Raw genomic sequence first — 15532 nt, 5'->3', positions numbered from 1 at the left:
AAAACCCGGCGTTACGTTAAGAAATTCTATTCGTCGAACGCAAGAAAAACTAGGTGGCGTCAAATTTTCGTCTTTTCTATCCTTCGCCTATTCCTGACGACCAACGTCATTCGACTGTCACAGAGATTCATTCATGACCCCCTATGAATTTCGCCGCGCCGTGCGCAACGGCGCATTTCGCGGCCCGACGGCCGGCCACTGCGGCGAATTCGCGCAGGCCAACCTCGCGATCATGCCCGAAGCCTATGCGCATGACTTCCTGCGTTTTTGCAACGCGAACCCGAAGGCGTGTCCGTTGCTGGCGGTCGGCGAGCCGGGCGCCTATGCGATCGACGCGCTCGGGCACGATCTCGACATTCGCACCGATGTGCCCGCGTACAACGTGTACAGAGAGGGGCGCCTGGTCGAACGCGTCGACTCGTTGAACGAGCTCTGGCAGCCCGACTTCGTCGTATTCGCGATCGGCTGCTCGTTTTCATTCGAAGCGATGCTCGCGCGGGAAGGCATACCGCTGCGTCATGTCGAAGAGGGGCGCAATGTGCCGATGTACCGGACGACCATCCCGAACCGCCGGGCCGGCGTATTCGGCGGGGAACTCGTCGTGTCGATGCGGCCGATGCGCGGCGCGGATGCGATCCGCGCGGTGCAGATCACGAGCCGCTTTCCCGGCGTGCACGGTGCGCCCATCCACATCGGGGCGCCGTCAGAACTCGGCATCGCGGATCTGGCACGCCCCGATTTCGGCGATCCGGTCACGATCCGCGACAGCGAACTGCCGGTGTTCTGGGCATGCGGCGTGACACCGCAGACGGCGTTGATGGCCGCTCGTCTGCCGCTCGCCATCGCGCATGCGCCGGGCCACATGCTGATGACGGACATCGAGAACACATCGCTCGCCGTTTTCTGATGCACGCCGCGGGGCGCCTGAAGACCGGTGCTTCGCTTTTACGATTACCACGGCGCGCCAGGCCGTGAGCCGAGGATCCGCGCAGCCGGAGGGAAGCATGCATCCTCGACGCGACAACCGTTCGCCTGCCGCGCGGCGGTGTACTCGAGCGCTTTCGACAAGGAGCAAAAGATGGACAGCAAGACCGCGGCGGCGCAATCCGCCGACATCGAGCAGGGAGGCCGCAATGGCATGTTCGCGTGGTACGCCGATGCGGGGCCGCGCGAACGGCGCGCATTCTGGAGTTGCAAGGTCGGCTACATGCTCGACGGAATGGACACGCAGATGCTCTCGTTCGTGATCCCGACGCTCGTCGCGACATGGGGAATCAGTCTTGCCGACGCGGGCTTCATCGGCACGCTGACGCTGCTCACGTCGGCCGCGGGCGGCTGGCTCGCCGGCATCTTGTCCGATCGCATCGGGCGCGTGCGGACGTTGCAGATCACGGTTTTGTGGTTCGCGGCGTTTACGGGCCTGTGCGGGCTCGCGCAAAACTACGAGCAGCTTCTCGCCGCGCGTGCGCTCATGGGCTTTGGTTTCGGCGGCGAATGGACGGCGGGGGCGGTCCTGATCGGTGAAGTGATCCGCGCGCGCGATCGCGGCAAGGCGGTCGGCCTCGTGCAGGCGGGCTGGGCGATCGGTTGGGGTGCCGCGGCTTTGCTGTATGCGTGGAGTTTCTCCGTGCTGCCCGCCGCGACCGCGTGGCGCGCGCTCTTTCTCTTCGGGCTCGTGCCGGCCCTGCTCGTGCTTGTGATTCGCCGCTATGTGAAGGAGCCGGAGGTCTATCGGCATGCGAAGGCGGCGCAGCAAAGCGAGGGCGACAAGCCGAGCCTCGGCGAAATCTTCTCGCCGCGACTGCTTTCCACGACGCTGCGCGCGGCAATGCTCACGACGGGTGCGCAGGGCGGCTATTACGCGATCACGACGTGGCTGCCGACGTTCCTCAAGACCGAGCGCCATCTGACCGTGATGGGCACGGGCGGTTATCTCGCCACGATCATCGTCGGCTCCTACATCGGCTATCTGTCGGGCGCCTATCTGACCGATCGCCTCGGCCGCAAGCCGAACTTCATTCTGTTCGCGGCGGGCTCGATGGCGATCGCATTCGCGTACACGTCGTTGAACCTGACGGACCACTCGATGCTCTGGCTCGGCTTTCCGCTCGGTTTCTTCGCGTCGGGAATCTTTGCAGGCATGGGCGCGTTCCTGACGGAGCTCTTTCCGACACGCGTGCGCGGCTCCGGCCAGGGCTTTTGCTACAACGTCGGCCGCGCGATCGGTGCGCTGTTCCCGTTTCTGATCGGTGCGCTCGCGAAGCAGTACGGTCTCGGCACGAGCATCGGCCTCTTCGCGGTCGCCGCCTACGGCGTGCTGATCGTTGCCGCGCTCACGTTGCCCGAGACCCGCGGCCGCGAGCTCGAGTCGGCCTGACGTCTGCTCGCATCGCCTGCTCGATTACGCGTTTTCATTTCCAGTCTTCGTTTCCGTTTCCATTTCCGTTTTCGATTCGATCACCATGTCTGAACACTTCTCCAATGCCGACTTCACGGCGCCTCGCTGGCAATTTTGGATCGACCGCGGCGGTACCTTCACCGACATCGTCGCGCGCCGTCCTGACGGTTCGCTCGCCACGCACAAGCTGCTCTCGGAAAACCCGGAACAGTACCGCGATGCGGCCGTCGCCGGCATCCGCCATCTGCTCGGCCTCGCGGCGGGCGAGCCGATCACGCCGGCTCAGGTGGAAATGGTCAAGATGGGTACGACCGTCGCGACCAACGCGCTGCTCGAACGCAAGGGCGAGCCGACCGCGCTCGTGACGACACGCGGCTTTCGCGATGTGCTGCGCATTGCGTATCAGAATCGGCCACGCCTCTTCGATCTCGACATCGCGTTGCCCGAGGCGCTCTACGAGCGCGTCGTGGAAGTGGACGAGCGCATCGGCGCGCACGGCGACATCATCGAGCCGCTCGACCGCGAGCGCGCGGAGGCTGCGCTCGCGGCGGTCTACGACAGCGGCATCCGGGCGCTCGCGATCGTCTTGATTCACGGTTACCGATATACGCATCACGAGCGCGCGCTCGCCGAGCTTGCGCGCCGAATCGGCTTCACGCAGGTGTCCGTGTCGCACGAGGTCTCGCCGCTGATGAAGATCGTGCCTCGCGGCGATACGACCGTTGTCGATGCTTACCTGTCGCCGATACTGCGTCGCTACGTCGAACAGGTCGCGGCCGAGATGCCGGGCGTCAATCTGCAATTCATGCAGAGCAGCGGTGGGCTCACGCGTGCCGATGCGTTCCAGGGCAAGGATGCGATTCTTTCGGGGCCCGCGGGCGGCATCGTCGGGATGGTCCGCGCCGCGCAAGCGGCCGGCTTCGATGAGGTGATTGGTTTCGATATGGGCGGCACGTCGACCGACGTTTCGCATTTCAACGGCGAGTTCGAGCGCGTGTTCGAGACGCAGGTGGCGGGCGTGCGGATGCGTGCGCCGATGATGAGCATCCACACGGTCGCGGCCGGCGGCGGCTCGGTGCTGACGTTCGATGGCAGCCGGCTGCGCGTCGGTCCCGAATCGGCTGGCGCAAACCCGGGACCCGCATCGTATCGACGTGGCGGCCCCCTGGCGGTGACCGACTGCAATGTGATGCTCGGCAAGATTCAGCCCGACTACTTCCCGCGTGTGTTCGGCCCGCACGCCGACGCGCCGCTCGATCGCGACGTCGTGGCCGAGCGCTTCGCCACGCTTGCCGACGAGATCTTCGCCGCGACGGGACGCCGGCAAACGCCTGAGGAACTGGCCGAAGGCTTTCTCGAGATTGCGATTGGAAGCATGGCGAATGCCATCAAGAAGATCTCGGTGCAACGCGGCCACGATGTGTCGCGCTATGTGCTGACGACGTTCGGCGGCGCGGGCGGGCAGCATGCGTGCGGCGTTGCCGACGCGCTCGGGATGACGAAGGTATTCGCGCATCCGCTTGCGGGCGTGCTCTCGGCTTATGGCATGGGGCTGGCCGATCAGACCGCGATGCGCGAGCGCGCCATCGAGGCGGAGCTCGACGACGCCACGCTCGTGCTACTGAACGACACGCTCGACGCGCTCGCCGAGCAAGCTGTGCGCGTGCTGCGCGAGCAGGGCGTGCCGTCGGCGCGGATCGACACCGTGCGTCTCGCGCATTTGCGCTATCGCGGCACCGATTCGGCGATTGCCGTGCCGGCGGGCAGCCTGGATGCCATGCGTCGGTCGTTCGAGCACGCTTACCGGCAGCGCTACGCGTTTCTGATGGAAGGAACACCGCTCGTCGTGGAGCTCGCATCGGTCGAAGCGATCGGCCGCTCCGACGCGCCGCTCGACGTTGCCCCCGTTTCCCGCCGCACGCAGGGCGTGCCAACCGCGGATACCAACGTCCGCTTCTATTCAAGTGGCGCGTGGCACAATGCGCCGCTTTACGTGCGCGAGACACTGTTTGCAGGCGACGTCCTCGACGGTCCCGCGATCGTCGCGGAAAAGAATGGCACGACGGTGATCGAGCCGGGCTGGCGCGGAGAGTTGACCGACGCCGGGAACCTCGTGCTCACGCGTGTGGCTCCGCTGCCGACACGCCGTTCGCTCGGCACCGACGCCGATCCGGTGCGACTCGAGATCTTCAACAACCTGTTCATGTCGATCGCCGAGCAGATGGGGCTGACGCTTCAGAATACGGCCTACTCCGTCAACATCAAGGAGCGGCTCGACTTCTCGTGCGCGGTCTTCGATGCCGACGGCAATCTGATTGCGAACGCGCCGCATATGCCGGTGCATCTCGGCTCGATGGGCGAGAGCATCCGCACCGTGATCGAACGCAACCGAGGACGAATGCGCGATGGTGACGTGTTCATGCTGAACGATCCCTATCATGGCGGGACGCACCTGCCCGATGTGACGGTCATTACGCCGGTGTTCGCGAATGGATCGGCCGAACCGCTCTTCTATGTGGGCTCGCGTGGCCACCATGCCGATATCGGCGGGATTACGCCGGGCTCGATGCCGCCCAACTCGACTCATATTGACGAAGAAGGCGTGCTGATCGACAACTGGCAGCTTGTGTCCGGCGGCGTGCTGCGCGATCGCGAGACGCGCGCGCTGTTCGCGTCCGGCCGTTATCCCGCGCGCAACGTCGATCAAAACATGGCCGACTTGCGCGCGCAAATCGCGGCGAATCAGAAGGGTGTCGAAGAACTGCGCCGGATGATCGCGCAGTTCGGCGAGGACGTCGTGCGCGCCTATATGCGGCACGTGCAAGACAACGCCGAGGAGGCCGTGCGGCGCGTCATCGGCGCGCTGCGGGACGGACATTATCGCTATCCGCTTGATAACGGCGCGGTGATCGAAGTCACGATCCGCGTCGATGCGCGTGCCCGGTGCGCGGAGATCGACTTCCGCGGTACGTCGGCGCAGTTGCCGAACAACTTCAACGCGCCGAAGGCCGTGTGCATGGCGGCGGTGCTCTATGTGTTTCGCACGCTCGTTGGCGACGACATTCCGCTCAACGCCGGGTGCCTGAAGCCGCTGACCGTGATCGTGCCGGAAGGGTCGATGCTCAATCCGGTGTATCCGGCCGCGGTCGTATCGGGGAACGTCGAAACCTCTTCAGCGATCACGAATGCGCTCTACGGCGCGCTCGGCCGTGTCGCGTCGAGCCAGGGAACGATGAACAATTTCACGTTCGGCAACGCACGGCACCAGTACTACGAAACGATCGCGGGAGGCAGTGGCGCGGGGCCCGGATTTGAAGGTGTCGATGCGGTGCAGACGCACATGACGAATTCGCGGCTGACCGATCCCGAGGTACTCGAATGGCGGTACCCGGTGCGGCTCGAATCGCATTTCATCCGCAGCCGGTCGGGCGGCGCAGGGCGCTGGCGCGGCGGCAACGGCGCCATCCGGCGGATTCGCTTCCTAGAACCAATGACGGCGTCGATCCTGTCGAACAACCGCGTGCATGCGCCGTTCGGTGCGGCGGGGGGGGAGGCGGGCGCGCTCGGGCGCAACTACGTCGAGCGAGCCGACGGCACGATCGTGCCTGTTGCACACGTCGGCGGCGCGCAGATGGCGCCCGGTGACACATTCGTCATCGAGACGCCGGGTGGTGGTGGATATGGTGCGCCGGTGGCATAAGCGCGTGTGAGGAGCGCAGCAATCGTCGATGCACTTTGCGCCGCGGGGCGGGCGTGGTCGCGGGCACCGCCCGCCCCGGCACACATCAACGCTCGGCCCCGTAGACCAGTGTCGACGATACTCACCAAGTCGCGGTTAAAGCGAGTCTGCCGCCGGCACCGCGTACCGGCGCAAGACGACTTCGCCGGGAATCGATGTCAGGGCAGGGTTGTCGTAGAGCCCGGCCATCACGACGACAACTAGATCGAGTTGCGGAATGATGAACAACCGTTGGCCACCGTAGCCTACGCCGGCGACCCACCTGAACTCCTTCCGATGCACAAGAGATCGACCGAGCCACCATTGGAACCCATAGAAGAACAGCCCCTCGCCGTTGATGTGAGCGCTCGTGGCGTCGTCGATCCACGCCTGCGAGACGATCGTCTTGCCGTTCCATCTCCCCCGCTGGAGGACGATCTGGCCAATCTTCGCAACATCGCGGGGCCGCATGCGAAGCCCTGACACCGCGTTCGGCGCGCCGTCCGCGTACCGGACCCATTCGACGTCTTCGATACCCAGCGGGCCGAAGAGCACTTCCTTTGCGAGCAGATCGAGAGGCCGTCCCGATGCCTTCTCCAGGATGGCAGCGAGAAGAGCGGTCAATCCGCCGTTATAGAGGTAAGTCGCGCCGGGCGGCCGCACGATCGGCTGCTCGAGCACATAGCGGCACCGGTCAGTCGCGTCGGACATTCGCCGTTCGCTATTGGCAGGGTCGCTATAGGGACAAGCCTCGTCCCACGCCAAGCCAGCCGACATCGTAAGAAGATGTCGGAGACAGATCGCGTCTTTTTCCGCTGTACGCAGGTCCGCATACTCGGGAAAGAACGAGAAAACCGGCTCGTCCAAGTCGCCGATCCAACCTTGGTCGATAGCGATTCCGAACAGCATAGAGACAATGCTCTTTGTAATCGAGCGGACGTCATGCTTGAGTTCAGAATGGTATGAAACGCGGCCGAGCGGCCTGCCCCATGCCTGATCTTTACCCGAGAAATAGTGCTCGCAGACGATCTTGCCATGCCGGACGATCAATATCGAATGGACGTTGGCCTCCGTCCAGGCTTCGAACTGCGGCGCAAGGCCCTCGAGCAGGGCCGCGTTCATCCCTTGTTCTTCGGGGGTAGATACCATCCAGTCGTTGCTATTGCTTGCGTAAGCCAGCTCTTTCATGGCGGACTTGCCCTCGCGGTATCGACATTAACCGTGAGACTGCGTGGTTTCGGACAATTCCGCAAGAGCGTGTAGACCGATTCGCCGGCGCTATTCCGTCGGCAGCGTGACCGGAAGGCGCATCCGGTACAACGAGACAGCTTGAATCGCGAGCGTGCAGAGAATCGCGCCACCATAAGCGGCAAACAAGCTGAACCGCGTCAGCGTCAGGCTCAGCAAATAGAAAAATGCGGCAAAGCCCAAAAGCCCCGTCACCATGCCGCGCATCAATTGTTGTGCGGCCGTATGGCCGATCATGCGGTGAGTGAAAACCGCAAGGATGATCGCCATGAACGGGAACGACGCGAGCACGCCGCTCGCCTCGGGACCGACGTAAGGCGCGATGAGCGTCACACCGACGACCAGGCTCGCGATGAGCGCCATGCGCAGGGGCAAATCCCACCACGGCGGATCGAGCTTGCCCGTTGCGGCTGCCTTGTTAGGGATGAGGATGAGCGCGAGTGCGATGGCTACGATGGCGACGATAAACAGGCCGGTTTCCGGTAGCGCGCTTTGCTGCAAAAGGCCGGCCACGATGGAAAACAGCGCACATGCGCCTGCGAGAGCTATCGGCCATCCCACGCGTGCCAGTCTGCAATAGGCAACGCAAAACGCCGCTTGCGCGGCCGTCGCGACAAGCGATCCCGCCGTAGCCTGTACTGCAAAGGCAGGTCCATGCTCGAGTGTCAGAAAAACCGAGATCGGCCCGGACGTGAGCGGCAGGCCTACGAGGAGCCCGCCGATTGCCTCGCCCCAGCGGCGAACGGCCAGGGTGGCAGCCAACAGCAACAGCGGCGTGACGACGAGCTTGAAGACTAGAAGATTCATGAATTAGCCAAAGAGCACGGGTATGCCGAGGTGAAGACTGCCGCGTGCCTCGTTAAAACACGAACATAACAACAATCGGGATAATGGCAAAGACATCACTGCAGTCCTGGTTAAAGCGCCGGGGCCAGAACCTGGGAGACATCAGTGTCCGAGAACGTGAGCGGCACCGAGGGCTACGCGGAGAACGCGCCGCTGCTCATCGAGCAATGGCGGCGCGTTTCATTTGCCGAACATCACAGATCCATATTGCATCTCATACCAGCCGACCCGTCGTCCGTTCTCGACATTGGGGCGGGCATCGGGACCGACGCGGCTGCGTTTGCGGCAATGGGGCACAGTGTCGTAGCCGTAGAGCCCGTGGATCAGTTGCGCAACGCGGGAATGGAGCTGCATTCCTCGCCTCGAATCGAATGGGTCGACGATAGCTTGCCGGACTTGCCCCTCTTGCGCTCCAGAAAAAAGCCGTTTGAACTTGCGATGCTGACAGCCGTCTGGATGCATCTCGATGAGAAAGAGCGACGTCGATCGATGGCGAGCGTGAGCGCTCTTTTGGCTGGCGGCGGCATGCTGATTATGTCTTTGCGCCATGGTCCGGTTCCAGACGGAAGGCGGATGTTCGATGTTTCGGCCGAAGAGACCATCGAGCTCGCACATGCCTACGGTTTGAAACCCGTGCTCAATCTCCAAACCGAATCGGTGCAAAACGAAAATCGGCGGATCGGAGTGACATGGAGCCGATTGGCCTTTGTCAAAGGCCCGCGAGCCGGCTAAATTGCGTAAAACGCCTGAAGGGAACATCAATACCGCGTCATGTCCGAGGCTGCCTCCGCATCGCTCGTCTTCGTGCTACTGCTCGCTTTTGCAGGCATCGGCGTCATGCTGCGTCCGTTTCTACCCGAGGAGCACAAGGCTCACGAGACGGTGCAACTGGTGACGTTGGTCATCGGGATGCTCGTGACGTTTGCCTCACTTGTTCTCGGTCTGCTGACGGCATCCGCAAAAAGCAGCTTCGATACGGTCGGAAACGATTTGCGCGATTACGCATCGGAGTTGATCCAATTGGATCAGCAGCTGCGGGACTACGGTCGAGACGCTGACGACACGCGTGCCCTCCTGCGCGCTTACACCGCCGCCGTCATCGCATCGACCTGGCCCGCGGAGCCGCGGCCACCCGGCAACTACTACCCCATCGAGCGCACAAGTAATCAACTTGAAAGCGTGCATCTCGGCCAAATGCTCGATTCCGCCGGACGCGAGATCCGACACCTCGCGCCACAGGACGAGTATCACCATCGGCTTGCCGACGATATTCAGACTTCGTTCAGTCGGCTCGGCCGCGGGCGGTGGAAGCTGATCGAAGAAGCACGGGCCGCGATTTCACTCCCCTTTTTCGTGATGCTGACTTTCTGGCTCATTGTGATCTTTCTCAGCTTCGGGCTCGTTGCTCCCCGCAATGCGTTGGCGCTCGTGACTATCCTGCTCGGCGCGCTATCGATCGCGTCGGCCGTGTATGTCATCGTCGACCTTCAGACGCCGCTTACAGGATCGCTCATCATTTCAAGCCGTTCGATGCGGGATGCGCTCGCGCATCTGAGCCGTTAGCGAGCGCTGGCCAACGGAACGTGCTGGCGCGAGGTCGTCCAGCCCAGAGCGCTTGAGACGTCGTATTCAATATCGCAAAGATGCACTCTGTAGCGCTTGATTAACGCGGCGCCGCCTACGACAATCCTTACGACAGATACGCAGTTTCCCGCAGCTTTCGTCACGCCGTCGCTCAGGCATTCCGACTGACGAAAGAACGCCTCGACGCAAGCTAAGATCTGCCTCTCTGAGATTCGAGGCGAACAATGGTTACCATTCGTGGCAATTCCAGGTTTCGCCTCGTCTCGTACGCCGGGATCGTTGCATTGGCGTACTACGCGGGTGCAAGGGTAGGGCTTGCTTATGCGGTCGTGGGCGGCGCGATCTCTCTCGTTTGGCCTTCGAGCGGCATCGCTCTGGTGGCGCTCTTCGCTCTAGGCGTCGCGGCAGCCCCCGGAATTGCCATAGGCTCATTTCTGGCCAACGTGTCCGTGGGCGTGCCCGTACCTGTGGCTGCTGTGATTGGCGTCGGCTCAATGGTAGGAACGTTGACGGCGGCGATCTCGTTGAAGCGTCTGGCTCGATTTCGGATCAGTCTCGATCGCATCAGCGACGTGTTGGCCTTCGTCGGCCTGGCGGCGGTGCTGAGTACGGCAATCAGCGCGCTGATTGGCGCGACGGCCTTACTCCACGTGGGCTTGGTGCAGGTCGACGCGTACGGCGCGGCCTTCCTAAAATGGTGGCTCGGCGACATGATGGGCGTTCTGGTCGTGGCCCCGCCGCTCTTCAACTGCCTTGCCTATTCGAACGCTCTTCGCTCCCCGGGGCACACGATAGAGGCGTGCGTGCTGACCGTTGGGACCTTCTGGGTCAGCTATCTGATCTTCGGCGCCCCGCAACTCGCGGGGCACGGCTACTATCCCGCGGCCCTCGCGATCTTTCCGTTCATTATCTGGGCGGCGCTGCGCTTCGATCGGTTGGGCACCACCATCGCTACCTTGATGGTTTGCGTAGTCGCCATCTGGGGCACGACTCACGGCACAGGGCCCTTCGCGGCGCAATCTCCGGTAGACAGCCTCGTGAGATGGTGCACCTTCGCTAACGTGGTGGCGGTAACCGGACTGCTTCTCGTGGCGGCACGCGCTCAGGAACGGCGTGTCCATAGTTTGCTGCGGGCGTCACATATCGAACTGGAACGGCGAGTCCAGGAGCGTACCCGGGACTTGGAGAAGACGAACAGCGAATTGAAGGAGGAGATGGCACAGCGCCGTTTGCTGGAGGGAGAGCTGATTCGGATCGGCGATGAGCAGCGCAGGGCGATGGGCCGGGAACTGCACGATGGACTTGGGCAACATCTGACCAGCCTGGGCCTCTACTGCGCCGCCCTCAATCAAAAACTGCGAACGCAAGGCCACTCCGCAGCTGACGATACGGGCATCATCGTCGAATTGGTGAAGCAGGCGTCCCTGATGACGCGCAGGATTGCCCATGGCCTCGATCCGGTTGCCATGGAATACGGTGGGCTCGCGGCTGCGTTGCAGTGGCTGGCGGAGACGGCTCGCACGCTCAACGGCGTGGATTGCGTGCTGCAAATCTCGCCGAACGTGGATTTGCCGGATCCGCTGATGCAAAACAACCTGTACCGTGCGGCACAGGAGGCCGTCAACAACGCGCTGAAATATAGCCGCGGCCGTCGAATCTGGATCGACCTGGGCCGAGCGGACGGGAAGCAGACGCTTTCAATCAGCGACGATGGGGTCGGCGTCGGGCTCGAAGAGATGGAGCGCGTCTCGGGACTGGGGCTTCACAATCTGCGTCACCGGGCAAGCCTTCTAGGCGGCTGTTGCACCGTGACGCGCAATGTTTGGGGCGGTACCACGGTCGCTATCAGCTACCCGCTATTGGAGGGCCTCGGCCGTGCACGCGAAATCGTCTAGCCCTGGCTCTGAGACTCGGGTCCTGATCGTCGACGATCACCCCATCATCCGGGAAGGGATGAGGCATTTGCTGAATCTGCAAGGAGATCTGCACGTCTGTTTTGCGGCCGCCAGCACCGAGGAAGCCTTGGCGGCGATGGCCTGCCAGCCTGACATTGCCATCGTCGACATCAGTCTGCAATCGGACTCCGGACTGGACCTGGTGAAGACCCTTCGTCATCGGCACCCGAACTTGCCGATCCTGGTCCTCAGCATGCACGACGAGAGCCTCTTTGCCGAGCGTGCTCTACGGTCCGGCGCAAACGGGTATTTGATGAAGCTGGAGGCCACCGATCATGTCGTCAGCGCCGTTCGCGAAGTGCTGGCCGGCAATATCTATCTGAGCGCAGCCATGCACGAGAAATTGGCGCGGGCGCTAATGATTCCTCAAGAAAGGTCGAAGGGCCCGATTGCAAGCCTCTCGGAGCGCGAGTTCGAGGTTCTGCACCTCATCGGGCTCGGCTTCAGCGCGCGCCAAATCGCCGAGAAACTGAATCGCAGCGTAAAGACCATCGAGGCGCATCAGGCCAACATCAAGGAAAAGCTCGATATCCATAGCGGAAAGGAGTTGATGCGCTTTGCCATTCAGTGGATCGAAAGCCAATAGGGCGCTGCCCGAGTACCGAATAAGGCAATCCCTTAGTCCCTTTTAAGACTGCTGCCTTATTCATACCCGTGAAGTGAGCGCATACAGTCATTGGCACCTGCCGCCGTGCCACGACCCTTTTGTCGGATGAGCGGACGTAGCCGGAAAGCTCTATGAGGGTCGCCGCAATGAACAACAAAATTCAGCGAACCATTGCCGTCCCGGCGTTTGCGCTCATTGCCGTAATCGCCCGCGGCCTATCGCCAATGTGTCGGTGCATCGCGATTGCTTGCTTGGTGGCCGGCCACACGCTGGCGGCACAGGCGGCCGGCGGCATTACGGGCGCCGGTTCGAGCTTTTTCGATCCTCTGGTGCAGAAGTGGGCCGCTTCCTATTTCGAAAGAACCGGTCAGCAGGTGAGCTTTCATGCGATTGGATCGGGAAACGGGATCGACCGATTGAAAGCCGGCGCGGTCGATTTCGGCGCGTCGGACATGCCGCTCGCACCGGCTGAATTGCGCGCCGCGGGCCTCATCCAGTTTCCGGTGGCGGCGGGTGGCCTGGTGCCGGTGATCAACCTCGACGGCATTGCCGCGGGACGGCTTCATCTGACCGGCGCGCTGCTGGCCGATATCTACCTGGGCAAGATCAAGAAATGGAACGACGCGGCCATCAAGGCGATCAATCCCGGCCTCGCGCTGCCTGATCTGCCGATCGTCGTGGTCCATCGCGGCGATCGCTCCGGGTCGACCTTCAATTGGACGAACTACTTATGCGCGGTCAGCGCGCAATGGCGCGACCAGGTGGGCCGCGGCCTGACGGTCAAGTGGCCGGTGGGGAGCAGCGCCACGAGCAATCAGCTCGTCGCCGCCTATGTGAAGCAGATCAAGGGCGCAATCGGTTATGTCGAACTGGCCTACGCCGCGCCCGCGCACTTGGCCTATGCGATCGTCCAGAACAGAAGCGGCGCGTTCGTCGGGCCCTCGGCCGCGAGTTTCAAGGCAGCGGTGGAAACGGTGGCGTGGGGACGCGAGGACGATTTCTACCAGACCGTCACCAATCCGTCCAGCGATCGGGCGTGGCCGATTCCCGGCGTCGTATTCGTCTTGCTGCAGGCCGATGCGAAGGACAAAGCTGGCGCGGCAGCGGTGCTTGCGCTTTTCCATTGGGCTCTCATCGAGGGCCGAACAGAAGCGGCGGTTGAAAATTACGGCACGCCGCCTCTGGAGTTGGTGCAACAAATCGAAGTGTATTGGGCGCAGAGAATGGACAACGGGCAAAGCACCAGCGTCGTCGCGCGTGTCTCGCCCAGGCGCCACTAATCGAAATGTGCAGGGGTGTCACCGCGGTTTCGCGGAGGCGCGCAAATACTCGCCGAGGAAATCCACGAACGTCCTGAGCTTGACCGAAAGCTGATTTCGCTCCAGATAGATTGCGTGGATGTTCGCATTCGGCAGCGACCAATCCTCGAGCAAAGGTATCAGTTTTCCCTCCTCGAGATGGCCCTGGATTTCCCACTGCGACCGCACGACGATGCCGCGCCCTTCGAGCGCCCACTGCAGGACCACGCCACCGTCGTTGCTCGACAACGCCCCATCGACTTTGATCGTCTCCGCGCGCTTGCCGCGGGAAAAGTGCCAAGTGCCATAAGCCGAATCGTTCTCGCGCAGCACGATGCACGCGTGGCGAGTCAGATCGTGCGGCACTGAAGGCTTGCCATGCCGCGCGACATAAGCGGGCGACGCACACACGATGCGCCGATTCTCCAGCAGCAAGCGGGCATTGACGCGCGCATCGGGTACTTCGCCAAAGCGAATGCCAACATCGAAGCCTTCTTCCTGAAGACTCATCGGCCGATCGGTGAGCTGTAGCTGGATCTTCATCGCGGGAAAGCGCGCGACGAACTCCGACACCGCCGGCGCGATACGCGCACGCCCGAATCCGAACGACGCATTCACCCGCAGCAGGCCAGTCGGTTCGCCCCGACTGCGGGCGACTAGCTGCTCCAACTCCGTGAGTTCGTCGAGAATGCGTGAGCCGCTCGACAAATACAGCTCGCCTTCTGGCGTGAGGCTCAGACGCCGCGTCGTGCGGTTCATCAGGCGCACGCCGAGGCGCCGCTCGAGCTGCGCGAGCCGCTTGCTGACGGCGGGCGGGGTCACGCCCAATTCCCGAGCGGCGGCGGCAAGATTGCGATGTCGCGCCACGAGCGCGAACACATTCAAATCGGAGAAGCCGTCCATTGATTCGTTCCCATAAGTTACGATCGGATTGCTTTCTTGGAAACCCAATCGCATGCGTCATCAATTAGACTCGAACCCACTTTGGGAGACAAGCATGTTCGAAGGCTTCAGCGATGCATCGGCGACCGTCGACGGCATCACCATTCACGCGATCAAGGGCGGGCACGGCCCGGCGCTTCTGCTGCTGCACGGGCATCCGCAGACGCACGTGATCTGGCACAAGGTCGCGCCCGCGCTCGCGCAACGTTTCACCGTGGTCGCCGCCGACTTGCGCGGGTACGGCGACAGCGGCAAGCCTTCCGGCGCCGCCGACCACTCGAACTATTCGAAGCGGCGCATGGCGCAAGATCAAGTCGAACTCATGCGGAGTCTCGGCTATGAGTCGTTCGCGGTAATCGGTCACGACCGCGGCGGGCGCGTCGGCGCACGCATGGCGCTCGATCATCCCGCCGCGGTGACGCGGCTCGTCACGCTCGATGTCGCGCCGACACTCGCCATGTACGAGCAAACGTCGTTTGCATTCGCGCGCGCCTATTGGCACTGGTTCATGCTGGTGCGACCCGCGCCGTTTCCGGAAACGCTGATTCGCGCCGACCCGGACCTCTACCTCAAACAGACCATCGGCGCGCGCAGCGCGGGCCTCGCGCCGTTCACGGCGGAAGCCTATGCGGAATATCTGCGCTGCCTGTCGGATCCCGACACGGCGCACGGCATCTGCGAGGACTACCGCGCCAGCATCACGATCGACCTCGAGCACGACCGTGCCACGCTCGATGCAGCTCAACGTATCGCCTGTCCGTTCATGGCCTTATGGGGTGCGCAGGGCGTCATCGAGCAATGCTTCGATCCGCTCGCCGAGTGGCGGGCCTATGCACCCCAAGTGCAGGGCGAGTCGCTGCCCTGCGGTCACTACATTCCCGAAGAAGCGCCGCAACTGCTGCTCGACCGTGTATTGCCCTTTCTGACCCAGTAACG

General features: G+C 62.8%; 12 protein-coding genes. 9 read left to right on the top strand and 3 right to left on the bottom strand.

Annotation, left to right across the window (positions count from 1 at the left end):
• Positions 1-133 precede the first annotated feature (133 nt).
• The 3 genes from AB4Y31_RS20495 to AB4Y31_RS20485 all read left to right on the top strand — a co-directional run bounded on the left by AB4Y31_RS20495 (position 134) and on the right by AB4Y31_RS20485 (position 6098).
• Positions 134-907 (top strand): putative hydro-lyase, encoded by a 774-nt coding sequence (locus tag AB4Y31_RS20495; RefSeq protein WP_368675530.1) that lies wholly within the window; start codon positions 134-136, stop codon positions 905-907.
• Between the two features lie 171 nt (positions 908-1078).
• The gene (locus tag AB4Y31_RS20490; protein ID WP_368675529.1) at positions 1079-2377 is read left to right on the top strand and encodes an MFS transporter; all 1299 of its coding nucleotides are present in this window, start codon (positions 1079-1081) and stop codon (positions 2375-2377) included.
• A gap of 85 nt (positions 2378-2462) precedes the next feature.
• Positions 2463-6098 (top strand): hydantoinase B/oxoprolinase family protein, encoded by a 3636-nt coding sequence (locus AB4Y31_RS20485; RefSeq protein ID WP_368675528.1) that lies wholly within the window; start codon positions 2463-2465, stop codon positions 6096-6098.
• A 135-nt stretch (positions 6099-6233) separates the two neighbouring features.
• Here the strand turns inward: AB4Y31_RS20485 and AB4Y31_RS20480 are convergent, their stop codons facing one another.
• Positions 6234-7304, bottom strand: coding sequence for a serine hydrolase domain-containing protein (locus tag AB4Y31_RS20480; protein WP_368675527.1), 1071 nt, complete (start codon positions 7302-7304; stop codon positions 6234-6236).
• Between the two features lie 90 nt (positions 7305-7394).
• The gene (locus tag AB4Y31_RS20475) at positions 7395-8171 is read right to left on the bottom strand and encodes a hypothetical protein (RefSeq protein WP_368675526.1); all 777 of its coding nucleotides are present in this window, start codon (positions 8169-8171) and stop codon (positions 7395-7397) included.
• 144 nt (positions 8172-8315) lie between these two features.
• On the opposite strand from AB4Y31_RS20475, the gene AB4Y31_RS20470 reads away from it, so the two are divergent.
• From AB4Y31_RS20470 to pstS, 5 genes are all read left to right on the top strand, one after another.
• A complete protein-coding gene (locus AB4Y31_RS20470; RefSeq protein WP_368675525.1) occupies positions 8316-8942 on the top strand; it encodes a class I SAM-dependent methyltransferase in 627 nt (208 codons plus the stop codon).
• 39 nt (positions 8943-8981) lie between these two features.
• Entirely contained in the window at positions 8982-9773 is a 792-nt protein-coding gene (locus AB4Y31_RS20465) for a hypothetical protein (RefSeq protein ID WP_368675524.1), read from the top strand.
• A 305-nt stretch (positions 9774-10078) separates the two neighbouring features.
• Positions 10079-11689, top strand: coding sequence for an MASE1 domain-containing protein (locus AB4Y31_RS20460; protein ID WP_368675523.1), 1611 nt, complete (start codon positions 10079-10081; stop codon positions 11687-11689).
• Positions 11670-12335 (top strand): response regulator, encoded by a 666-nt coding sequence (locus AB4Y31_RS20455; RefSeq protein WP_368675522.1) that lies wholly within the window; start codon positions 11670-11672, stop codon positions 12333-12335. Before AB4Y31_RS20460 ends, AB4Y31_RS20455 begins: the two co-directional genes overlap by 20 nt.
• 167 nt (positions 12336-12502) lie before the next feature.
• Complete coding sequence (gene pstS / locus AB4Y31_RS20450) at positions 12503-13636, top strand: phosphate ABC transporter substrate-binding protein PstS (RefSeq protein WP_368675521.1); 1134 nt, start codon at positions 12503-12505, stop codon at positions 13634-13636.
• Between the two features lie 18 nt (positions 13637-13654).
• Here the strand turns inward: pstS and AB4Y31_RS20445 are convergent, their stop codons facing one another.
• Entirely contained in the window at positions 13655-14557 is a 903-nt protein-coding gene (locus tag AB4Y31_RS20445) for a LysR family transcriptional regulator (protein ID WP_368675520.1), read from the bottom strand.
• A 94-nt stretch (positions 14558-14651) separates the two neighbouring features.
• Here AB4Y31_RS20445 and AB4Y31_RS20440 point away from each other — a divergent pair, with 94 nt between their 5' ends.
• Positions 14652-15530: an alpha/beta fold hydrolase gene (locus AB4Y31_RS20440; RefSeq protein WP_368675519.1), complete on the top strand. Its 879-nt coding sequence runs from the start codon at positions 14652-14654 to the stop codon at positions 15528-15530.
• Positions 15531-15532 lie beyond the last annotated feature (2 nt).

Origin of the sequence: Trinickia sp. EG282A, assembly GCF_040965455.1 — a bacterium.
GTDB classification, from domain to species: domain Bacteria; phylum Pseudomonadota; class Gammaproteobacteria; order Burkholderiales; family Burkholderiaceae; genus Trinickia; species Trinickia symbiotica.
This window is presented reverse-complemented; position numbering and strand designations above follow the sequence as displayed.